The 21,415-nt window shown below is 70.9% G+C and carries 19 protein-coding genes and 2 tRNA genes; 13 read left to right on the top strand and 8 right to left on the bottom strand.

From position 1 onward, the window contains the following. Nucleotides 1-28: 28 nt before the first annotated feature. The 8 genes from A6A25_RS34635 to A6A25_RS34595 all read left to right on the top strand — a co-directional run bounded on the left by A6A25_RS34635 (nucleotide 29) and on the right by A6A25_RS34595 (nucleotide 7,450). Entirely contained in the window at nucleotides 29-1,177 is a 1,149-nt protein-coding gene (locus A6A25_RS34635; protein WP_241829074.1) for an RNA-guided endonuclease InsQ/TnpB family protein, read from the top strand. Nucleotides 1,178-1,408: 231 nt separating this feature from the next. Then, nucleotides 1,409-2,086: a dienelactone hydrolase family protein gene (locus tag A6A25_RS34630; RefSeq protein WP_073897434.1), complete on the top strand. Its 678-nt coding sequence runs from the start codon at nucleotides 1,409-1,411 to the stop codon at nucleotides 2,084-2,086. Nucleotides 2,087-2,220: 134 nt separating this feature from the next. Next, nucleotides 2,221-2,901 (top strand): hypothetical protein, encoded by a 681-nt coding sequence (locus A6A25_RS34625; protein ID WP_073897432.1) that lies wholly within the window; start codon nucleotides 2,221-2,223, stop codon nucleotides 2,899-2,901. Then, nucleotides 2,901-4,313, top strand: a complete 1,413-nt coding sequence (locus A6A25_RS34615) for a PPE domain-containing protein (protein ID WP_083668907.1) — start codon at nucleotides 2,901-2,903, stop codon at nucleotides 4,311-4,313. Before A6A25_RS34625 ends, A6A25_RS34615 begins: the two co-directional genes overlap by 1 nt. Next, entirely contained in the window at nucleotides 4,310-5,074 is a 765-nt protein-coding gene (locus tag A6A25_RS34610; protein WP_073897426.1) for an ESX secretion-associated protein EspG, read from the top strand. The genes A6A25_RS34615 and A6A25_RS34610 overlap by 4 nt, the downstream gene beginning before the upstream one ends. A 59-nt stretch (nucleotides 5,075-5,133) precedes the next feature. Beyond that, nucleotides 5,134-7,131 carry an acetoacetate--CoA ligase gene (locus A6A25_RS34605; RefSeq protein WP_073897424.1) on the top strand — a complete coding sequence of 666 codons (1,998 nt, stop codon included), beginning with the start codon at nucleotides 5,134-5,136 and terminating at the stop codon, nucleotides 7,129-7,131. Between the two features lie 117 nt (nucleotides 7,132-7,248). Further along, nucleotides 7,249-7,338, top strand: a tRNA-Ser gene (locus A6A25_RS34600). A gap of 39 nt (nucleotides 7,339-7,377) precedes the next feature. Continuing rightward, nucleotides 7,378-7,450: transfer RNA gene (locus tag A6A25_RS34595), tRNA-Arg, on the top strand. A 105-nt stretch (nucleotides 7,451-7,555) separates the two neighbouring features. On the opposite strand, the gene A6A25_RS34590 is transcribed toward A6A25_RS34595, so the two are convergent. From A6A25_RS34590 to A6A25_RS34565, 6 genes are all read right to left on the bottom strand, one after another. After that, nucleotides 7,556-8,062 carry a hypothetical protein gene (locus A6A25_RS34590; RefSeq protein WP_073897422.1) on the bottom strand — a complete coding sequence of 169 codons (507 nt, stop codon included), beginning with the start codon at nucleotides 8,060-8,062 and terminating at the stop codon, nucleotides 7,556-7,558. A gap of 299 nt (nucleotides 8,063-8,361) precedes the next feature. Next, the gene (locus tag A6A25_RS34585; RefSeq protein ID WP_083668906.1) at nucleotides 8,362-9,786 is read right to left on the bottom strand and encodes a DUF4407 domain-containing protein; all 1,425 of its coding nucleotides are present in this window, start codon (nucleotides 9,784-9,786) and stop codon (nucleotides 8,362-8,364) included. Next, complete coding sequence (locus tag A6A25_RS34580; RefSeq protein ID WP_073897420.1) at nucleotides 9,783-11,189, bottom strand: hypothetical protein; 1,407 nt, start codon at nucleotides 11,187-11,189, stop codon at nucleotides 9,783-9,785. Before A6A25_RS34580 ends, A6A25_RS34585 begins: the two co-directional genes overlap by 4 nt. Before the next feature lie 16 nt (nucleotides 11,190-11,205). Next, nucleotides 11,206-13,200: a hypothetical protein gene (locus A6A25_RS34575; protein WP_073897418.1), complete on the bottom strand. Its 1,995-nt coding sequence runs from the start codon at nucleotides 13,198-13,200 to the stop codon at nucleotides 11,206-11,208. Further along, a complete protein-coding gene (locus A6A25_RS34570) occupies nucleotides 13,197-13,943 on the bottom strand; it encodes a hypothetical protein (protein ID WP_083668905.1) in 747 nt (248 codons plus the stop codon). The genes A6A25_RS34575 and A6A25_RS34570 overlap by 4 nt, the downstream gene beginning before the upstream one ends. A gap of 94 nt (nucleotides 13,944-14,037) precedes the next feature. Beyond that, nucleotides 14,038-14,649 (bottom strand): Crp/Fnr family transcriptional regulator, encoded by a 612-nt coding sequence (locus tag A6A25_RS34565; RefSeq protein WP_143193596.1) that lies wholly within the window; start codon nucleotides 14,647-14,649, stop codon nucleotides 14,038-14,040. A 711-nt stretch (nucleotides 14,650-15,360) separates the two neighbouring features. Between A6A25_RS34565 and A6A25_RS34560 the strand changes: the two genes are divergently transcribed. Genes A6A25_RS34560 through A6A25_RS34550 form a run of 3 tightly spaced genes read left to right on the top strand, consistent with a single transcriptional unit; the run spans nucleotide 15,361 to nucleotide 16,964 of the window. Beyond that, the gene (locus tag A6A25_RS34560; RefSeq protein ID WP_073897416.1) at nucleotides 15,361-15,780 is read left to right on the top strand and encodes a hypothetical protein; all 420 of its coding nucleotides are present in this window, start codon (nucleotides 15,361-15,363) and stop codon (nucleotides 15,778-15,780) included. Continuing rightward, nucleotides 15,781-16,005: a helix-turn-helix transcriptional regulator gene (locus A6A25_RS34555; protein ID WP_073897414.1), complete on the top strand. Its 225-nt coding sequence runs from the start codon at nucleotides 15,781-15,783 to the stop codon at nucleotides 16,003-16,005. It abuts the gene before it with no gap. Continuing rightward, the gene (locus tag A6A25_RS34550) at nucleotides 16,002-16,964 is read left to right on the top strand and encodes an NAD(P)-dependent alcohol dehydrogenase (protein ID WP_073897412.1); all 963 of its coding nucleotides are present in this window, start codon (nucleotides 16,002-16,004) and stop codon (nucleotides 16,962-16,964) included. Before A6A25_RS34555 ends, A6A25_RS34550 begins: the two co-directional genes overlap by 4 nt. Here the strand turns inward: A6A25_RS34550 and A6A25_RS34545 are convergent, their stop codons facing one another. After that, complete coding sequence (locus A6A25_RS34545; protein WP_073897410.1) at nucleotides 16,965-18,944, bottom strand: glycosyl hydrolase family 28-related protein; 1,980 nt, start codon at nucleotides 18,942-18,944, stop codon at nucleotides 16,965-16,967. Nucleotides 18,945-19,202: 258 nt separating this feature from the next. Between A6A25_RS34545 and A6A25_RS34540 the strand changes: the two genes are divergently transcribed. Next, the gene (locus A6A25_RS34540) at nucleotides 19,203-19,700 is read left to right on the top strand and encodes a GNAT family N-acetyltransferase (RefSeq protein ID WP_073897408.1); all 498 of its coding nucleotides are present in this window, start codon (nucleotides 19,203-19,205) and stop codon (nucleotides 19,698-19,700) included. On the opposite strand, the gene A6A25_RS34535 is transcribed toward A6A25_RS34540, so the two are convergent. Continuing rightward, complete coding sequence (locus A6A25_RS34535) at nucleotides 19,657-20,481, bottom strand: serine hydrolase domain-containing protein (RefSeq protein WP_073897406.1); 825 nt, start codon at nucleotides 20,479-20,481, stop codon at nucleotides 19,657-19,659. The two genes, A6A25_RS34540 and A6A25_RS34535, sit on opposite strands and share 44 nt — an antisense overlap. A 17-nt stretch (nucleotides 20,482-20,498) precedes the next feature. Between A6A25_RS34535 and A6A25_RS34530 the strand changes: the two genes are divergently transcribed. Further along, complete coding sequence (locus tag A6A25_RS34530) at nucleotides 20,499-21,389, top strand: ribonuclease Z (RefSeq protein WP_073897404.1); 891 nt, start codon at nucleotides 20,499-20,501, stop codon at nucleotides 21,387-21,389. The last annotated feature ends 26 nt before the right edge of the window (nucleotides 21,390-21,415 follow it).

The raw sequence follows: 21,415 nt of genomic DNA, 5'->3' as shown, positions 1-21,415 counted from the left end.
CAGTGGCTGTGGTGTTAGTGTGTGAGGCATGATGGCGGGGTCGGTGGTGAAGCGGGCGTTCCGGTACCGCTTCTCTCCGTCTTCGGCACAGGAAGTGGAGTTGCTGCGCACGTTCGGGTGTGTACGGGTGGTCTACAACCGGGCGTTGGAGGCCCGTACGGCGGCGTGGTACGGCGAGCGGCGTCGGGTGAACTACGCGCAGACCTCGGCCCTGCTGACCGAGTGGAAGCGCACGGAGGGGCTGGGGTTCCTCAACGAGGTCTCGTCGGTGCCGTTGCAGCAGTCGCTGCGGCACCTCCAGACCGCGTTCACCGCGTTCTGGGAGAAACGGGCCAACTACCCGCGGTTCAAGTCTCGCAAGCGAGGCAGGGTGTCGGCGGAGTACACCCGGTCGGCGTTCCGCTGGCGCGACGGGCGGCTCACCCTGGCGAAGATGGCCGAGCCGTTGGACATCGTGTGGTCCCGGCCGCTGCCCGAGGGTGCCGAGCCGTCCACGGTGACCGTCTCGCGCGACCCGGCCGGTCGGTGGCACGTGTCGATCCTTATCGAGACCACCATCGCCCACGCCCCGCGCACCGACCGCGTGGTGGGTGTCGACGCGGGGATCACCTCCCTGCTCACGCTCTCCACCGGGGAGAAGATCACCAACCCGAGGCACGAGCGGCGGGACCGGGAACGGCTGGCCCGCGCGCAGCGGGCGCTGGCCCGCAAGCGCAACGGCTCCGCGAACCGGGCGAAGGCCCGGCTGCGGGTGGCCCGTGTCCACGCCCGCATCGCCGACCGCCGCCGGGACCTGCTGCACAAGCTGACCACCCGACTCGTCCAGGAGAACCAACTGGTCGTGATCGAGGACCTGGCGGTCCGCAACATGCTGCGCAACGGCAGGCTGGCCCGCGCGATCTCCGACGCGGGCTGGTCTGACCTGCGGTCCATGCTGGAGTACAAGTGCCAGTGGTACGGCCGCGACCTGGTCGTGGTCGACCGGTGGTTGCCCTCCAGCAAGACGTGCTCGGACTGCGGGCACCTGCTCGACACGCTGCCGCTGCGTGTGCGCGAGTGGATTTGCCCCGGCTGCGCGGCTTTGCACGACCGCGACGTCAACGCCGCGCGCAACATCCTGGCCGCCGGGCAGGCGGTCACAGCCTGTGGAGCCGGAGTCAGACCGACCCGACACTAGTCGGCGAGGCATCCGGCGGAACCTCCCTTCCGGGGAGAAGAAGCAGGAACTGCCGGGCGCGAGCCCTGCGGGGAATCCCCACCCTCAGGGAGGGGAGGGTGTCAACCAAGGACTCCCTTCGTGTGAGAGCGGCGAGCTGGACGTTATCCGGTGAAAGACCCGGATGGGGCATACCTGCCGTACGGATGCTCACGTTGACTGCCGTTCACCCCCACGTGGAAGGGTTGGGCCATGATTGCTACCCGCACCGAGACGCTCTCCCTCACCGACGGCCGTGAGCTGCGGCTGACCGTCGCCGAGCCGGAGAACGCCGTCCGCGGCGGCTTGGTCGTGCTGCACGAGGCGCGCGGCGTCACCGACACCGTCCGCGGGTTGGTGAGCAGTCTCGCCGCCGAGGGGTGGCTGGCGGTCGCGCCGCACCTCTACGCCGAGGTGTCCGGCGCCGAGGCGCCGGCGATGGTGAGCGGGCTGTCCGGCGAGGACGTGCTGGCCGACACCGACGTCGCGTTCGTCTGGCTCGGCCAGCAGGGCGTCAGCCAGGACCGCATGGGTGTCATGGGCTTCGACCTGGGCGGATCGGTCGCGATGGTGGTTGCGGGAAGCCGAACCATCGGTGCCGCGGTGACCGTCGGAGGTGGTGGGATCCTCGAACCGCTGGCCGAGGGGCTGCCGTCGCTGGTGGAGGTCGCGGAGGAGTTGACGTGCCCGTGGCTGGGCCTGTACGGCGACGACGACGCGGAGATCGCGTTCAGCGACGTGGAGAAGTTGCGCGACGCCGCGGCGGCGGCGGCCGTGGCGACCGACGTGGTCCGGTTCTCGCACACCAGCCACCGGTTCGACACCACGCCCGAGGCCAGTGCGGAGGCCTGGCAGCGGGCGCTGAACTGGTTCGACTCACATCTTCGCTAAGCCTCTGGTCGGCGGCTTGGAACCGAACCGCGTTCCCGGTACATCTAAGGAAGGCGTCCGGAACGCCTGGTTTTCTCCTCGTCGCCGGCTAACGCGCGGTGGGCCCGCGGCGAATCGCAGTGCAGGGGGTAGTGATGAGCGACGGGAACACGGTCCCACTCGCGGGTGCACAGACGGTGCAGATCCCGCCGGGCTTCACGCCGTCCGCGGCGCCGCCCGCGGTGGTGCAGCCCGCGGTCGTGGCGGAGGCACCGGTGGTCGCCGCCCCTGTTGCCCCGGTCGCTCCACCGGGTTCCCCGGAGCCCGCGGCTCCACCGCCGCCGGCCACCGCTCCGACCGCCGACCCCGGCGCCACGGTCACCCTGCCGGCCCCGGCCGCGGTCGAGCCCGAGACGGTCAAGCCCGTCGCGGAGAGCTTCGCGAAGGCCGCGCAGACCGACCTGGACAAGGCCACCACGGCGCTGGACGCGGTGGACAAGGGTTCGGTGCGGCTCGACCTGGACAAGCAGGGCGTCGACGACCTGCTCAAGCTGGTCTCGCAGGCGCGCAGCCTGGTGGACGAGGTGCACAGCCGCGCGGTGAACAACCTCGACGTCGAGCTCAAGTTCGGCAACAACTGGGTGAGCGACGCGATCAGCAGGCGGCTGCGCGAGGTGGCGGTGGGCAACGAGGAGTCGGCGGTCAACGTGATCGGTGACTTCATGCAGGTGCTCTTCGAGGTCGAGGAGACCATCCGCGAAGCGGCGCGGAACCTGGAACGGGCCGACGACGAAGCTGCGGACGCCTTCGGGTCCGCGGGGGAGGCCAAGGGCTGATGGGCGACAACACGCACGGGGGCAACCACGGCGGTGGCCACGGTGGCGGCCAGCACGGTGGCCACGGCGGTCAGGGCCACGGCGGTGGTCATGGCGGTGGTCAGGGTCATGGTGGCGGCCACGGCCAGGGTCACGGCGGTGGTCACGGCCAGGGCCACGGTGGCGGTCATGGTGGCGGCCACGGCGGTGGCCAGGGCCACGACAAGCCCACCGACCTCGGCCAGAAGGTCGACTGGATGACCTACACCCACCAGCAGCTGTGGGAGATGATCAACACCGGGGTCGACCTCAAGGCCGCGGGCAACGCGCAGGCCGACTGGGCGGCCGTCGGCAAGGCCCTGGGCGAGGTGCAGGAGTACCTGGCCAAGGCGATCGGCCAGTCCAGCCAGGCGTGGACCGGCGAGTCGGCCGTACGCGCCCGCGAGGCGCTGGAGTCGGTGGAGAAGTGGGCGCTGAACACCAGCGAGCACGCCGACAACGTGGCCAAGTGCATCGCCACCGAGATCGACCACGTGCAGACGGCGCGCGAACTGATGCCGCCGCCCGCCCCCGCGCCGCCGGTCGTCACGCCGGTCGTCGACGCGCCGTCGAGCCAGACCGCGACCCCGACCCCGATCGCCACGCCGCGCACGCCGTTGGTGCGCAACCGGCTGGTCGAAGACGCAGGCTTCGGCTCGTCCTCCGTGCCGGGGGAGAGCCTGATCGCCAACCCGACCACGCGCTCACCGGGCGCGTTCACCGGCATCGAGAACATCGCCGCGCCCGCGATCGACTCGGTCGCCACCGCGGACGCGACGCACCGCCAGGCCGCCGAGGTCATGGCGATGTTCCAGCTCAACTCCTACGAGGTCGACCGGACCGTGCCGTCGTTCAGCCCGCCGACCAACCCGGTCGCGCCGCCCCCTCCGCCGCCCGTGGTCGTCACGCCGAACCCGCCCGTCAACGACGGCGGTGGCGGTGGTGGCGTCGGTGGCGGTGGCGCCGTGGTGAACAACCCCGGCGGCACGCCGAACCAGCGTCCCGGCGGCACGTCCACCCAGTTCGGCCGCGGCGGCTTCGCCGGTGGCCGCGGCGGGTTCGCCGGTCGCGCCGTCATGCCCACACCCGTCGGCGCGGCCGGCGGTGGCGGTGGCGGCGGTCCGCTGGCCGGTCCCGGTGGCGCCACGGGTGCGCTCGGCGCCGACCGGGGTGGCTCCGGCAGCAACCCCGGCAGCGTGACCAGCCAGTTCCAGGCGCCCAAGTCGGTGACGCCGCAGGCCGGCATGATCGGCGCCGCGCCGATGGCCGCGCCGCCGCCCGTCGCCGGTGGCGGTGGTGGCGAGAAGGACCGCAACCGTCCCGGGTACCTGGAGGACGACGACAACGTCTTCGGCGTCGACCGCAAGGCCGCACCCCCGGTGATCGGCCTGTGACCGAGCGCGTCTTCCGGCTCAGTGAAGTGGAGTTCTTCCTGCTCTGGCAGGCGGTCCACCGCGACGCCCACCCGGTCCCGCTCGGCACCAGGCACTTCGGGCACACCCAGCGCGAACGGGCCGCGCTGATCGAGACCGCGTCCCGCGACCTGGCCGCGCGCGGCCTCGGCACCGTGCACCGGCCGGACGAAGAGCTGTACGGGCTGCTGCGCGGGCTGGCCGAGTTCGAGATCGGCCTGGAGGTGTTCTTCACCGTGCGCGGCGCCCAGGCGCGCGGCCTGGCCACGGCCGCGTGGCACGGCGCGTTCGCGGGCAGGCTCGGCAACCAGGTGCAGGTGGCCGGGTTCCGGCCGACCGCGCTGGCCGCCACCACGGTCAACACCCTGCCGCCCGCGCCACCCGGCGGCGGCCGGTCGGTCAACGTGCGCTGGGACGACTACCTGGCCGCGGGCAAGGCCGGGCAGGACGACGGCAGCGAGGGGTTCCTCGACGCGCTGCGCGCCGTCGGCCTGCGCGAGCCGGAGGCCAACACCCTGATGCGCGCCGTGACCACGCGCAGCGGCGGCGGCCAGGTCGGCGTGATCGCCCGCAACCGGGCCGGTTACCTGCACCCGACCGGCGCGGTCGTGTCGTGGCTGGACACCGCCGAGGGCCGGTACCTCGTGCGGCGCGACGACGGGTGGCTGGTCGTCGCGCCGACGGACGCGGCGAGGCTGATCTCCGCGGTCGAGGGACTGGTGGCGAGCGCCGGCCGGAACTGATCCGGTGTGTGGATGCCTACTGTGGTTCCGGGCCGTCGGATCGGCTAGGAACTTCAGGTATGACCGAGATGCGTGCCGGCACCGCCGCCGGCGAGGCGGAAGTCCTCTGGCGCCCTGACCCCGACCGGGTCCAGGACAGCAGGATGACCGCGTTCCGCTCCTGGCTCGCCTCGACCAAGGGCCTTGACCTCCCCGACTACGAGTCGCTGCGGGAGTGGTCCACCTCCGACCTGGAGGGGTTCTGGGGCGCGATCGCGGAGTTCTTCGACGTGGTGTTCCACAGCGCGCCGACGCGCGTGCTGGAGGCACCCGTGATGCCCGGTGCGTCCTGGTTCCCCGGTGCCACGCTGAACTACGCCGAGCACGCCCTGAGGGGCCCGGACGACGACCTGGCGGTCGTGTTCCACCGCGAGGACGGGCTGTCGTCGCAACTCACGTACGGCGAGCTGCGCCGCCGGGTGGCCGCCGTGCGCGCCGGGTTCGCGGAGCTGGGCGTGCGGCGCGGTGACCGGGTGGTGGCGCTGGTGCCGAACTCGCCGGAGGCGCTGATCGCGTTCCTGGCGGCGGCGTCGCTCGGCGCGACCTGGTCGTCGTGCTCGCCGGACTTCGGCGCGCGGGCCATCGCCGACCGGTTCACCCAGATCTCGCCGACCGTGCTCGTCGCCGTGGACGGGTACCGGTACAACGGGCGGGCGTTCGACGTGCGGCCGACGGTGGAGGAGCTGAGGGCGGAGATCCCGTCCCTGCGCGCCACCGTGATGATCGACTACGTGGGCGGCACCCCCCTGCCCGGCACCGTGACCTGGGACTCCTTGCTGGCTTCGCACGCCGACGCCGCGTTGGCCTTCGAACCCGTCCCCTTCGACCACCCGCTCTGGGTCCTGTACTCGTCCGGCACCACGGGCCTGCCCAAGGGCATCGTGCAGGGGCACGGCGGCATTGTGGTCGAGCACCTGAAGATGCTGGCGCTGCACAGCGACCTGGGGCCGGGCGACCGGTTCTTCTGGTTCACCACCACCGGCTGGATGATGTGGAACTTCCTCGTCTCCGGCCTGCTGGTCGGGTCGACGGTCGTGCTGTTCGACGGCAGTCCCGCGCACCCCGACCTGAACGTGCTCTGGCACCTGGCCGAGCAGCACCGGGTGACGTACTTCGGCACGTCGGCGCCGTACATCCAGTCCTGCCTGAAGGAGGGCGTCCACCCGGCCGAGCGCTACGACCTGACGGGCCTGCGCGTGGTCGGCTCCACCGGTGCGCCGCTGACGCCCGAGGGCTTCCGCTGGATCGCGTCCGCCGTCGGTGAGGACGTCCAGATCGCCTCGGTCTCCGGCGGCACCGACCTGTGCACCGCGTTCGTCGCCGCCGCCCCGGACCTCCCGGTGTGGCTGGGCGAGCTCTCGTGCCGTGCGCTGGGTGCCGCCGTGGAGTCCTACTCGGAGTCCGGCGTGCCGGTGGTCGAAGAGGTCGGCGAGCTGGTGATCACCAAACCGATGCCGTCGATGCCGGTGTTCTTCTGGGGCGACGAGGACGGCGCGAAACTGCGCGAGGCGTACTTCTCCACGTTCGAGGGCGTCTGGCGCCACGGCGACTGGATCCGGATCACCGGGCGCGGCTCGGCCGTCATCTACGGCCGAAGCGACTCCACCCTGAACCGCGGTGGGGTCCGCATGGGCACCAGCGAGTTCTACCGGGTGGTCGAAGGCCTGCCCGGCGTGGCCGACTCCCTGGTGATCGACACGTCCGGCGCCGGCCAGACCGACGGCGAACTGCTGTGCTTCCTGGTCCTGGAGGAGGACGTCACCCTGGCCGACCTGGAACCACGCCTGAGGACCGAACTGCGCACCAACCTCTCCCCGCGCCACGTGCCGAACCGGTTCGTGGCCGTGGACGAGATCCCGAGGACCCTCAACGGCAAGAAGTGCGAGGTCCCGGTGAAGAAGATCCTGGCCGGCACCCCACCCGAGCGGGCCGTCAGCCTGGACGCCCTGCGCAACCCGGCCGCCCTGCGCCCATTCCTCGACCTGGCCCGAGACCTACCTCACTCCACCACCCCCTGAGCCCTGCGAAACGCCCCCCTCCACTCCCTCTGACCAGGGAAGATGCGGTAAAGAGGGGGGCGTTTTGCTAGAGCGGCGGGGGCATGTGTAATCTATGCGTCGTAGCCGAGGGCTCCGGGAGGCTTCGCCTAGTCTGGTCTATGGCGCCGCACTGCTAATGCGGTTTGGGTTTATCGCCCATCCCGGGTTCAAATCCCGGAGCCTCCGCAACACCCGGCTTCGGCCGGGTGACAACTGAAGAACGATGCGCTCGTAGCTCAACGGATAGAGCATCTGACTACGGATCAGAAGGTTGCAGGTTCGAATCCTGCCGAGCGCGCACTGGTCAGAGGCCCCACCGAGAACTATCGGTGGGGCCTCTGACCGCATTTGCGACCGCCCTGTGGCGCAAGACCCGGTGCAATAGTCACCGGGTCGGACCGGTTCAGCGGGCGAGTGTGATGGCCTCGGTTGCCGCGGCTTTGAGGACGGGGTCGGCCAGAGTGCTTCCGGGGGCTCGTTCGGCTTGGGCGAGGACGATGGTGTTGCCGTCGATCCGGGAGGCGTAGCGCAGTCCGGTGAAGCGGATCCCGTCCTTGGTGAGCTCGGTGATGTTGCCGGTCCCGTGGCGGTCGACGAGGGTTTTCAGCTCCGCGGCTTGGACGGAGTCGGGCATGGTGACCCAGGCCACGGCGACACGTGCGGTGCCCGTGCCGTCGGAGGCGTCGTAGAGGACACGGGTGAGGCTGGTGCAGGGGTGGGCGGCGAGGTAGTCGCGGACCTGACCGTAGGACGACTCGGCGCACGAGCCGCCCTCGACGCGGTTCAGGTGGGTGTGCGTGAAGTCCGCAGGCGACGAGGCATCGAAGCCCGCGGTGGCCGAGCCCGCCGCCCAGGACCGCGAGGCCGATGAGGACCACGAAGAACACCGCGACCGGATTGTCGGAACCACCGCTGGTACGGGCGGGAGCGGATCGGTGATGGCCCTTGACCGTGACGCCACCGCGGACGTGAGGCCGAACTCGAACCATGTACCACTCCTTCGGTAGTGGGGCGAAACCTGCGTCATGCTGGGAATTCGGTGGTGCGTCGAAGTCGCCGCCCGGTGGCGGTACTCGATGCGGCCGCATGGCCGCTGATCACGAATCCGCGGCGCATCACGATGCGGATGTTCCGGCGGCTTGATGGGTTGTCGCGGCAGTTGTCGGCGGGAGGGTCGGTCCGGTGCGGAAGACCGGACCGACCCGTGCGCTACCGGGGTTCGGGCGTGCGGGCCTTCTCCAGCGTCGCCGCGAGGCGGTCGATCTGGGCGTCCACCTCCATGCGACGGCGCGCCTTGGCGGTCCGGTCCTCGCCGCCGATCTCCTCGATGCCCGTCCTCAGCTTCTGTCGGAAGCGGAGCTCCTGGAGCTCGAAGTCGACCGAGTCGCGCTTCTCACTGGCCCTCAACTGCAAGTCGTGGAGCCGACCTGAGACGTCGAGTTGCCGGCGCACCCGGGCGTCGTACTCGGTGCTCGCGCTCATCATCTTGCTCAGCACCGGTAGGCAGTCGAGCACGACGAGGAGCAGTGCCAGGAACACGTGCGCCATCAACACCGAGAAGTGCTTGGAGGACAGGCTCGCCAGCGCCTCGAACTCGTCGAGCAGACCGCGCTCGGTCAAGTTCTCGCGCTTCTCGTCGATCTTCGCGTTGATGGCGGCGTTGACCTCGCGCTCCGCCCGGCTCGAGGCGTTCGCGACCTTCGTCGTCAGCTCCGACACCTGCCGATCTGCGGTCACGAGGTCCGCGTTCAGCTGGTCGACCTGGCTGTCCCGGCGGAACTGGTCGGCCTTCTCGCGATTGCGGGTGCACTCAGGTCCCTCACCCGGTATGGCGGTCAGGCCGGGACCGCCGCGACCCGCGCACTCGTCACGGGCCAGGCGCTCCAGCTCGTTCAGCTGGGCATTGATCTCGCCGATCCGGGTGGCCAGCTGGTCGCGGTGCGCGGTGGCCCGCCCCAACTCCTCCACCGCGCTCTGCGGCCGTTCGCTGATCACCACGAGGAAGCCCGCGCAGGACGGGTCGGTCGAGATCTCACCGGTCGGCGGGTTGCAACGCTTCACCGCGCTCCCGTAGGCGTCGATGTCCGCCTTGCGCGTCTCGCTGATCTCGTTGTCGATCGACTGGTGGAACACCGCCAGCACCAGCGGCTCGGCGATCACCACGCCCAGCAGCACGGAGAGCAGCAAACGGGGCAGGTAGGTGCCCAACAGCGACGTCCGCGCCGCGCCGTGGGTGCTGGCGATCAGCCAGCTGTCGGCGGTGACGATGATCACCGCCCACACGAGGTCGGCGAACACCAGCCACCAGTGCCCGCCCAGCACGCTCGCGAGCGCCATGTGCATCGACACCGCCGCCAGCAAGCCCGTGTTCAGCACGATCAGGCCGAGGCGGGTGTAGCGGGGGCGTTCCTCCGGCACCCAGTCGAGCACGTCCTCATTGACGCCGATAGTGCGCCGCAACAACCGGGGTATGCCCCGCTGCGGCATCACAGGGCGCAGGGCGCCGATCGCGACGTCGTTCGGCAGCGACGCCCGGACGGGGCGGTCGACCGGCGGCGTCCCGATCGGTGGCGTGCCCGGCCGGCCCCGCAGCGGCTGCTCGTCGACGGACGGGCGGTCGTCGAGTGCCGTCATGCCTCCACCTTCGTGCTGCGGTCGTCGTCCGCGAGGTCTTCGTCCTCCAACGTGTCCGGTTGTGCCGGCGGCGCAGGAATCGCCCGCTCCTCATCGGGGGAAGCAGTTGCGTCGACCGCCCTCGTGCGGCTGCCGAGCAGGTTGGTGACGAGCTGGTGCACGCCCGGCCCGAGGTTGGCGGTGTCGAGGTGACCGCTCGCGGCCAGTGCCTTGACCACGTCCAGTTGCGCGTTCAGCTCCTGCAACGCCTCCGCCCGCGCCAAGTGCCGGTCCTCGCGCTCCCACTCGGCCCGGCGCAACTCGTCGGCGCGCTCGGCCTCCCGCTTCACGCGGGACTGTTCCAGGCCGAACTGCCGCTCGGCGTCCCGCCGCCTGGCGGTCGCCTCGATCTCGAACCGGTGATCCTCGTGCGCCCACGTCTCCAGCCGCAGCTCGCTCTCCTGCCGGTGCCGCACGTCGGCCCGCTCCGCCTCCCACCGCAGCTGGTCCCGCGCCCGCTCGTTCGCGATCGCCTCCCGCAGGTCCTCGCGGTCCTGCGCGACCTCGCGCTCGCGCAGCCGGCGCAACTCGTCGGCGACCTCCCGCGTGCTGATCTCGCCCGCGGCGTGGGCGAGATAGAGCGCGGCGACCGAGTCCGAGCCCACCGCCCGGGTGGTGTGGTCGAGCTCCCGGCGCGCGTGCGCGCGCCTCAGCGCGTCGAGCGAGCTCGCGTGCTCGGTGTCCTGCACCTCGACGGACTGCCGGTGGATCTGCTCCAGGTCGTGCAGCCGGTGGCTGTGGCCGAGCTGCGTGGTCTTCACCACGTGCGTTCCCTCGGCCTCCCGCAGTCTCGCCCTCAGCTCGGCTACCTGCTCGGGCGTCATGACCTCGACGCTGGCGAGCGTCACGGCGAGGCCGGCGAACTCTGGCGGCTCGATCGTGTGGTACGCCCGGACCTGAGCGTCGAGCTTGCGGCGCAGGTCGTTGATGTCCGCGAGGTCGTAGTCCAAGCCGAGCTGGAAGATCCGTTGGTGCCCCTTGAGGTAGCCGGTCAGCAGTGCGACCGCGTCACTCCCACCGGCGCCGACGACCGCGACCGGATCCACGACGGTGCACAGGAACGCCACGCGGAGCGTGAAGTTCGCCGCGTCACGCGACGGGATGACCAGCTCGGCGACCACCTCGGTGTCCGCGGTGACGTCCACGACCGACACGTGGGAGGCGTCCACGACGGTCGGCGAGTCGAGTGGCAGGTCGGTCGTGTCCAGGACGAGCTGGTTGCGCGTGCGGTACACGAGCTGGTGCCCGGCGAGCACGAGCGGCACCTCCTCCCGCAGGCGACCGCGGCTGCGGCTGAACAGCCGCTTCGGCGGCAGCGGTTCGAGCACGCGTTCGGTGATCACCGGGTACGGCTGCTTCTCCATGCGTAGTCGCTCCAAGTCAGGAGACGCGTCCCTTGAGCGCGTCGAGGATGGCGTCCACGAGGGACTTGATGTCGGTGTCCGGCCGGCGCGCGGCCACGACGCGGAAGTCCGCGTCCAGTGCCGCGTGCTCCCCGGCGGGCAGGGCGGAGTGCAGTGACACGCCCAAGTCGCGCGCGCTCGTCCTGGCGCGGGGGTCGTTCTCGGCCATGTCTTCCAGCAGGGCCCGCAGCGCCTTGATCGCCCGCAGGCGCAGCGGCCGGAAGACCAGCACGCCCGCGAGCAGACGAGCGACCACGTCGCGGTGTTCCGGGTGTTCTTCGAGGTGCAGGAGCACAGCGGACCGCTTGGCGTCCGACTTCCACGACTCCAGCACCGCGAGCGCGGTGTGCATGGCGACCGCACGGCTCGCCGGTCGCGCGCCCGGCGCGGTGAAGCGCTCGACCTTGTCCCGCAGGTAGTGCAGGACCAGGTGGGCGTTGTCGGTGTCACGAACCAGCGTGGCGAACAGCTCACCGAAGACGTGCTCGACGTCACCGTCCACCGCGTGCGACTGGGTGCACACTCGCCAGAGGCGGCGACGCGCGTCATGCGGGTAGCGGGCGCCGAGCCCGCCGATGAACGCCATCGCCGCGACCCACCGCTGCTGCGGCTTGCCCTGCTCCACCCAGCCCGCCGCGATCTTCAGCGCCGCGGGCGCCAGCACGTCGTCGTAGGCCATCAGGTGCAGGACGTAGACCGCCACCCGCCGACCCGCCGCACGCCGGGCGCCACGTGCCCACCGGTCGAGCACGCGCACCACCTCGTCCAGGGCGATGGCGGCGAGTTCGGCCAGGCCCACCGCGATCGGCACCTCGTACTCCGGTTTGGTGACGACCTCGTCCAGCCACTCGACGACCGCATCCCAGAACACGACGTCCATGCGCTGCCACAGCTGCGCCAGCACGTGCCGGTGGTGCTCGGGCCGGGCGAACCGCAACGCGCCACGCGTGCCCAGGTCGGTGTGCAACGTCGAGGTGGCCACCAGCTCGTTGGTCAGCAGGCCCCGGCGCAGTTGTGGGAGGCGGTCGTACTCCTGGGCCTCGTCCGCGGCGGGTGGCACGTCGCGTTCCAAGACCTGCTGCAACAGCCCAAGCGCGGCCTCGAACGTCCTCTCGTCCACACCGGCGCCGAACGCGAGCGCGGTGACCTCCAGCACCCGGCGTCGGTCGGCCTCCTCGAACCACTCCGCCACCTCGAGCCGGATCCGCGCATCGAGGTGCTCGAGCGCTTGGTCGAGAGGCAAGCCTCGGCCGAGCCGCTCGGCGAGCCCGACCACGTCGCGGACGCTGTCGATCGATTCCAGAGCCTCGTGCAGCACCGGTTCCTCGTCGGCCGGCAGCGTGCCGTCCCAGTACGCCCGCAGCACGCGCTCGGCCGCCGGCGGGTGCCAGACGACGTGGCAGGCACGGTCCACGACGAGGGTCGGTGGCTCGGTGATGACGAGGTAGCACTCGCGGTCCCGGACGCGGTCGCGCACGACCCGCCACTCGAAGTCGGGGTCACCGCCGTACTCGGTGACGCGGTCGACCACGAGGTAGCCGCACCCGGACTCGTACTCGTAGTCGGCCAACTCGGTCGGTGACACGTGCGGCGACATCAGGTAGAGCGGCTGGTCGGTGACCTGGCGCAGCAGCGCCAACGCCGACGACCGCTTGCCCGTCCCCGGTGCGCCGCACAGGACCAGGAGGTGGTCGACCGCGAGCCGTTCGACGGCCGTGCCGAAGCCTTCCGGGCTGACGAACCGGCTGAGCGCGGAGATGTCGCCGTCGTCGACGCGACCCGTGGCCCGGGTGAGCGGCCGCGCGGACCAGCCGGCCACCGTCTGCGCACCGAGCACCGCGCGCTCGAACCGAGGGCTGTAGAGGTTGATCTGGACCTCGTTCAGCGTTGCCCGGTCGTACCGCGGTGCCGGGTTCTCCGCCGGTTCGTCGGTAGGAGTCGGAGCGTGCTCCTGCGCTTGCTGCGCGGTCATCGTCCGACCCGGTTCTGCACGCCGATGACGACGTTCTGGCCGTGCACGCCACCGTGCACCGTCGTGTTGTGCGCGTTCGGCGCGAGCGGTGCTCCCGGTGTCGACGCGGGTATGGGTTCGGGTCCGGAGGCGGGCCTTCGGACCGCGTCAAGGGGCAGTGACCGCACGTCAACGCCCGGCACGTGCAGCCAGGCCGTGCTGTTGAACGTCTTGGCGACCACCGGAACTTCGCGGAAGTCCCGCGGTGACAGCCTGGTGTGGCCCTGCATCACCAGGTCCGCGTAGAGCAGCGGCGACAGCAGGAGTACCAGGTCGGCCGCGGGGCACTCGCGCAACGCGAGCCGACCGGGGTCGCTGTCCAGGATGCGGCTCACCATCGTCACGCCCGCCCCGGCGTGGCCGTACGGCGTCTCGCGCACGAGTCCTTGGTGCACCGCCACGCGCAACCGCAGCTTCAGCTCGTGCGGCGCACCGCCGTTGTGCGCGGCGAGCGACTCGGCCAACGCCCGGGGCAGGTCGTCGATGACGCGTTTCTCGGGGGTTTCCGCGGGCAGCACCGAAAGTTCTCCGTCGCCGGAGCCCTGGACCGACCAGCGGGACCGGTCGAAGCCCGCCCGCTCGGCGGTGTCCCGCATGACGTTTGCCAGGGCGTGCTGCACCCGTTCCTGCTCGACGTCGGTGCGCGCGCTGTAGTTCTCCACGTCCAAGCTGAGCAGGACGCGCCGGGTGAAGTCGTCGTCCACGGTGGCTTCCTCCGCGTGTGGTGGTGTGGCGAAGAGTCTGCGTGGCGGTCGTGCCGCACACTCCGGAAAAATCCGGGATTCGAGGAAGTCGGGATCAGTCGTCATCCGCGGTGCGGCGCAGAGCCTCGAGATCCCGGATGCGGACGCCCCGGTAGCGCGCCGTCACCAATCCCTTGGCCTTCAGCGCTTTCAGCGCGATGCCGACCGCATCCGGCTTGGCACCGATCAGCCGGCCCAGCTCCTCCTGCGAGACGTCGACGCCGAGGTCGATCCCGAGTGGACCCGGCACGCCGTGTGCCTCGGCCAGGTCCAGCAGCACGCGCACCAACCGCACCTTGACGTCGTACGAGGCGAACTCGGCGCGTCTGCGGTTGGCCCAGTCGAGGCGATCGCTGATCAGCCCGCACAACGCGTGCCACGCCTCGGGGTTGCGGTCGAGGTAGGCCAGGAACTGTCGCCGTTCGACCACTTGCACGAGGAGGTCGGTGCAGGCCGTCACGGTGGCCGAGCGGGTCCGGTCCTGTCGCAGCGCGGCACCCTCGCCGATCACGTCACCGGTGACGCGGACGCCAAGCAGCGCCTCGGAGCCGTTCGGCGCCAGCCGGGTGATCTTCGCGCACACCGCGCCGCCGGAAGCCGCCGACCGGAGGAGGAACACGCCCGTCTCGCGGTCGCCCTGCCGGGTCAAGTGCTCGTTGGTCCGCACGACGCGCTGTCCGCCGAGAGATAGCAGCCCGTTCCGCACATCATCGCTGAGGCGGAAGAGGTACGTTCCGGGCAGCCAGGCGTGTTGGTTTGATGCTTGGGACAATGCGATCTCCCGTCGCGGTTCCCCAGCGAGAACCGAACCTTGATCGACTCTGTGCGTGACGGTTCATGCCTTCAGTTGCCCACTCATACGTCCGATTCGGTGCTTATCGGGTGGCGTTACTGCCGTGGGTGAAGCGGAAGGTTACATGGTCGCCGCAGGAGTGCACGTGGGGGTGGTGCATTGGTTCTTAACGGTGAAGATCGACTGCCCGGTGATCTTGGACAACGGGCCTGGAGTCCGCATTTATGCAGGTACAGTCCCCGGGTGCAGTCTGTGAAGACTATTTGTATTCCTGTCGACTGCGAATTTCGGATGGGCCGGTACCGATTCGACACCCTGTCGATGAACGACGTTCGGAATGGGGTTGCGGTGCCCGGTTTTCCCCCGGCGTGCCGGCCCATCGGTGCGGCCGCTGAATCGCCGAGGTGGGCGATCGACCGGCATTCACGTTGTCTTCCGCGGCGGGTCGGCGGTGGGCGGTCGCAGTCGGGTCGAGTGGTCGGGAGGTGTCCGACCCAACCTCTTCGATGTCCAAGATGCTTGACATCAGGTCAAGTAGAGCTGACACTCGTGATGTCAAGTTTGCTTTACATCGGAGGGTGGGCGATGTCGTACGAGGAGAAGGGCGTCTGGGTGTACCTGGTGGTCAGCGCGCTGACCTACCTGGGGTACGTCGTGGTCGTCCTGGGACGGGTCGGGGACGGGCCGGCGGCCGAGGTGGCGTACGTGGCGCCCCTGTTGTGGTCCATCGGGATCTCGGTCGGGCTGGCCGTGGTCGGGCGGATCGCGGTGGAGATCGCGAGGCCCAGTGAGAGACAGCGGGCCGACGCACGGGACCGCGACATCAGCCGGTTCGGTGAGCGCGTGGCCGGCGGTGTGCTCGGTGTCGGCATGGTGTTGCCGCTCGGGCTGGCGTTGGTGGAGGCGGCGCACTTCTGGATCGCCAACGCGATCTACGCGGTGTTCGTCGTGTGGGCCGTGTTCGGGGCGGCGGTCAAGCTCGTCGCGTACCGGCGGGGGTTCTGAGTGGGCAAGCCGACCAGGATCACCAACTCGATCCGCGCACTCCGCTTCGCGCACGGCGAGATGACGCAGGCCGAGCTGGCCCGCCGCCTCGACGTCACGCGCCAGACCGTCATCGCCATCGAGCAGGGCCGCTACTCGCCCTCGCTGGAGATGGCCTTCCAGATCGCCCGCGTGTTCGACGTCCCGCTCGGCGACGTGTTCCAGTACCCGGAGGACGACTCATGAGAGCGATGACCCAGGACGCGTACGGCGTCCTCGAAGACGTGTTACGGCTGAACGAGGTCGAGAAGCCCGAGGCAGGGGACGGTGAGGTGCTGGTACGCGTGCGGTCCGCCGCGGTCTCCGGTTCCGACTGGCACATCCTGCGCGGACTGCCCTACGTGGCACGGCCGGTGGTCGGGGTGCGCCGGCCGCGCAACACCGTGCCCGGTCTGGAGTTCGCCGGCACCGTCGAAGCCGTCGGCCGCGGGGTGACCGCGGTCGGGCCGGGTGACGAGGTGTTCGGCTGGTGTTCCGGCGCGTTCTGCGAGTACGCCGCGGTGCCCGAGGGGCAGCTGACGGTGAAGCCCGCCAACCTCACGCTGGAGGAGGCGGGGGCCGTGCCGATCGCCGGGTTCACCGCGTTGCAGGCGGTGCGCGACGCGGGGCGGGTGCGGGCGGGGCAGAAGGTGCTGGTGCTGGGTGCCTCCGGGTGCGTCGGCACGTACGCCGTGCAGCTCGCCAAGCACTACGGGGCCGAGGTGACCGCCGTGTGCGGTGCGGCGAAGGCGGACCTGGTGGCGGAGCTCGGCGCGGACCACGTGCTGGACTACACGGCCGGGCCGTTGACCGCGAGCGGGTTCGACGTGGTGATCGACCTCTACGGCAACCCGTCGGCGCGCACCCTCAAGCGGCTGCTGCGCAAGGGCGGGACGGCCGCGCTGGTGGGCGGCACGGGTGGGCGGTGGTTCATGGGCGTGGACCGGGGGTTCCGCGTGCTGGTCGCGGCACCGGTCCTCGGGTTCAAGGCGCGGCTGTTGGTGCACAAGGACCGCTTGGACGACCTGGTGCTGCTGCGAGAGCTGATCGAGGCGGGCGCGGTCAGGCCCGTGCTCGACCGCACCTACCCGTTGACCGAGGCCGTCACCGCGATCGAGGACGTGCGGCGCGGCCGGGTGCGCGGCCACGCCGTCATCACGCCCTAGTCACCACCGCGACGGCGCGGGCGGTGGCACGACCGCCGGGCGGTCGTCGCACGTGATCGTGTTCGGCAGCAGCCACGGTGCCAGCCAGCCGTCGTTGCCGCCGCGGTCGGTCAGCGCGAACTCCGAGCCGGCGGCCGGGAAGTGGAACGAACCGCAGTTGTTCACCGGCACCGCGCCGACGTTGCGGGCGTCCACGTTCTCGAACGTCGCCGACCCGGCCGACCGCGCGCTCACCACCGACGTGCCCGTCCCGTCCACCCGGACGTCCTTGAAGTGCACGTTGGTGATCGAGTGGAGGTCCTTCACCGACCACTCGCTCACGAACATGATCGCGTTGTAGGTGTTGTCCAGGAAGTGGTTGCCCACCACCCGCATGTCCGCGTCGATGTCCCGCTCCAGCGCATAGAACCAGATCGCGCCCAGCCCGATGTTCCAGTTCAGCTCGTGCGTGCCGGCCCGGACGGTGGTGTTGTCGGTGATCAGGATCTGCCCGGTGAACGGCTGCGCGCCGAACCGCGACCCGAGCTGGATGCCGCTGCCCTCCCGCACCGGGTCGGCGACCAGGTTGCCGACCACGGCGTTGTCCGTGCCGCCGTACAGCGCGATGCCGTTGGCCAGCACGGGTGACTGCACGGTGTTGCGCTCGAACCGGTTGCCCGCGTTCTGCTGGTGCTCCGACCACATGGCCAGGCCGTCGTCACCGGTGTTGCGGATGAAGTTGTTGCGCACCAACGAATTCGTCACGCCGGTGTGGAAGTTCAGCGCGTCGGCGACCTGGTCGACCACGATGTTGTCGGTGACCGAGACGTTCGACATCGGACCGTCGAACCACAGGCCGACCTTGGTGTGGTGCAGGTACAGGCCGCGGACGGTGGAGTCGTTGAGGGCGCCGCCGATCCCGTTGACCTGGTCGGTGTCGATGCGCTCGCGCACGTCGCCCTCGATCGCGAACCCGCGCAGGTGGACGTCGCGGCTGCCGCCTTCGGCCGCCGGCTTGCCGTAGAAGCCGACTCCGGTGTGGACGGAGCCGTCCGGCGCGGGGGTCGGCAGGGTGACCTCGCGTCCCTTGACGACGGTGTGCCAGTTGCCCGCGCCTTCGATGGTCACGTCGTCCACGACGATGTGGCGGTTGACCTGGAACGTGCCCGGCGGCAGGTAGACCGGGAGCCGGTGGCGGCGGCCGAACGCGATCGCGCGGTCGAAGGCGTCGGCCGAGTCGCGCCGGCCGGTCGGGTCCGCGCCGAACAGCAGCACGTTGGCCGCGAACGGGTTGACGTGCGGCGGTGCCACGAGCTCGGTGTCGAGCAGGTCGATCACGGTCCACGCGGCGTTAGTGCGGGCGGGGGCGGTGAGGCGGATCCGGTCGCCGGCGCGGTGCGTCCTGCCGAGCTTGAGGCGCTGCTCGTCGTAGAAGTGGCTGGGGCGGAACGGCTTCGCGATGACAGGGGCGGGTGTGGTCCGGGACGGCACGCACGCGCACTCGGTGATCCACCAGTCCGGGTGCAGCAGGTCGGCGTTCGGGTCGTTGGTGAAGGGGTACTGGTTGTAGAGCCACGCGTACTGCGAGGTGAGCGTCATCGTCTGGCGGTGCTTGCCGTTGACCGTGACGTCCAGCGGCGCCGTGATGCCGCCGCCGGTCGGCGCGTCCGGGATGCTGTAGCGGACGGTGATCGCGTTCGCGGCCTTCGGCAGGGTGAACTCGACGTGCTCGCCGGGCGCGAGCCGGACCGCCGCGCGGCCGGACGCCTCGGACGGCAGCGTGTAGGCCGTGCGGTCGGGGCCGATGACGGTGCCGGTGGTGGTCGCGTTCTCCGCTTCCTGCTCGAGGAACGCGACGTCCGCGCCCCGGCCCGCGACGAGCGCGGGGTCCAGTGCGGCCCGGGTGACGACGGGGGCGGGTGCGGCGTCGGCCGCGGGCACCGCGATCCCTGCGGCGAGCACCGCCACGACGACGCCGAACCTGGCGGGCATCCGCAACATCGAGGACTCGTTTCTCTCAAGGCCGGGGGAGGTGACCTTAGGCAGGCTGTGGCCTTGCTCACAAGGGTCTGTTGTAGAGTTGCAAGAAATTGTCGTCTACTTGCACTGACTGAACGCGCACTTGCGACGGCTTGCTGAAGGTTGTCCCTCGTCGACCGACCCCGGGATCATGGCCGTGGGGGGAACACATGACCATCGAAGTGCACCCGTTCGACCCGGCACGGGCCGACGACGCCGATTCCCGCCGGCTACCGCGTCGTGCACTGGCTCGGTGCCGCGCCGGCGGAGCTGGTCGAGTCCTACGCCCGCGCCCGCCGGGCGATCCAGGACGCGCCGCTCGGCGACACCGGCTACCAGTCGCCCGCGCGGACGGCCGACCAGGTGCGCGCCGAGGAGGCACAGCTGCGCGACCAGGGCGTGGAGCAGCGGGTCGCGGTGGCGGTGCACGAGGAGACCGGAGAGGTCGCCGGGATGTCGGAGCTGTACGTCGCGCCCCAACGACCGCACTGGGGCAGCCAGCGCGACACCGCCGTGCGCGCCGAGCACCGGGGACGCGGCCTCGGCACCGTGCTCAAGGCGCACCTCTACCGGCAGCTGCTCGCCGACCGCCCCGACCTCGAGCGCATCCACACCGGCACCGGCGCGACCAACACCCACATGCGCCGGGTGAACGAAGCCCTCGGCTTCACCACCGTCAGCGAGACGGTCAACGTCAGCCGCGCGCTCGACCCAGCTCCGCCAGCACCCCGTCGGTGAACGCGGGCCACGCCGCCACGGCCCACTCGCCGAACCGCCGATCGGTCAGGGCCACGCACGCGACACCGGCGTCCGGGTCGACCCACAGGAACGTGCCGCTCTGCCCGAAGTGCCCGAACGTGCGCGGCGAGCTCGCGGCACCCGTCCAGTGCGGCGACTTCGCGGCCCGGATCTCGAACCCGAGACCCCAGTCGTTCTCCTTCTGGAGCCCGAACCCCGGCAGCACACCGCGCAGCCCCGGGAACGCCACCGTCGTCGCCTCCGCCACCAGCTCGGCCGACACCAGCTTCGGCGCCTGCACCTCCGCCGCGAACCGCACCAGGTCGGACACCGTGGACACCGCGCCCGCGCCCGCCGAGCCGGTCAACTCCGACGACGCCATGCCCAGCGGCTCGAACACCGCCTCCGCCAGGTACCGCGCGAACGGGATGCCGCTCGCCGCCTCCAGGTGGTCGGCGAGCACCTGGAAGCCGGTGTTGGAGTAGATCCGCTTGGTCCCCGGCGCGGCCTGGACGTCGGCCGAGTCGAACGCCAACCCGGACGTGTGCGCGATCAGGTGCCGCACCGTCGACCCCTCGGGCCCGGCGGGCTCGTCCCACTCGACCGCGCCCTCCTCCACCGCCACCAGCACCGCGTACGACGTCAGCAGCTTGGTCACCGACGCCAGCGGGAACCGGTGGTCGACCGGTCCGTGCGCGCCCAGCACTTCGCCCCGCGCGTCGACCACGGCCGCCGCCGCGGTGTCCACCGGCCACGACGACACCGCATGCAAGCTCTCCATGCCGCAGACTCTGCCACGTGTCACCACGAGAGCTGGTCGTGCTCGGCACCTCGAGCCAGGTGCCCACCCGCGCCCGCAACCACAACGGCTACCTGCTGCGCTGGGACGCCGAGGGCTTCCTGTTCGACCCGGGGGACGGCACGCAGCGGCAGATGGTGCGCGCGGGCGTGGCGGCCACCGACGTCACCAGGCTGTTCATCACCCACTTCCACGGCGACCACTGCCTCGGCGTGCCGGGCGTCGTGCAGCGGATGTCGCTCGACCGGGTGCCGCACACCGTGCACGCGCACTTCCCGGCCGAGGGCGCGGAGTACTTCGAGCGGCTGCGGCACGCCAGCTCGTTCCACGACGTGGCGGACGTGCGGGCGGAGCCGGTCGTCGAGCCGGGCGTGATCGCCGAAGGGCCGTTCGGCCGGCTGGAAGCGCGACGGCTCGACCACACGCTGCCCGCCTACGGCTACCGCCTGGTCGAGCCGGACGGCCGGACCATGGTCCCCGAACTGCTGGCCGCCCGCGGCATCCGCGGCCGGGCGATCCGCGAGCTGCGCCCGCCGCTGCTGGACGAGGTCAGCGTGCCGCGCCGGGGCCAGCGGTTCGCGTTCGTCATGGACACGCGGCTGTGCGACGGCGTATTCGAGCTCGCCGACGGCGCGGACCTGCTGGTCATCGAGTCGACCTACCTGCACGTGGACGAGGCGCTGGCCGCGGAGTACGGCCACCTGACCGCTCGCCAGGCGGCGAAGGCCGCGACCGAGTGCGGCGTGCGCAAGCTCGTCCTGACCCACTTCTCCCAGCGCTATACCGATCCCCGCCTGTTCCACGACGAGGCCGCCGAGGTGTTCTCCGGCGAGATCGTGGTCGCCTCGGACCTGGACCGCGTGCCGCTGCCCCGCCGCCGCCAGGCTTGACCCCCGGTTTTGTCGTACCCCGTCGG

Origin of the sequence: Saccharothrix sp. CB00851, from assembly GCF_001905065.1 — a bacterium.
Taxonomy (GTDB): Bacteria; Actinomycetota; Actinomycetes; order Mycobacteriales; family Pseudonocardiaceae; genus Actinosynnema.
This window is presented reverse-complemented; position numbering and strand designations above follow the sequence as displayed.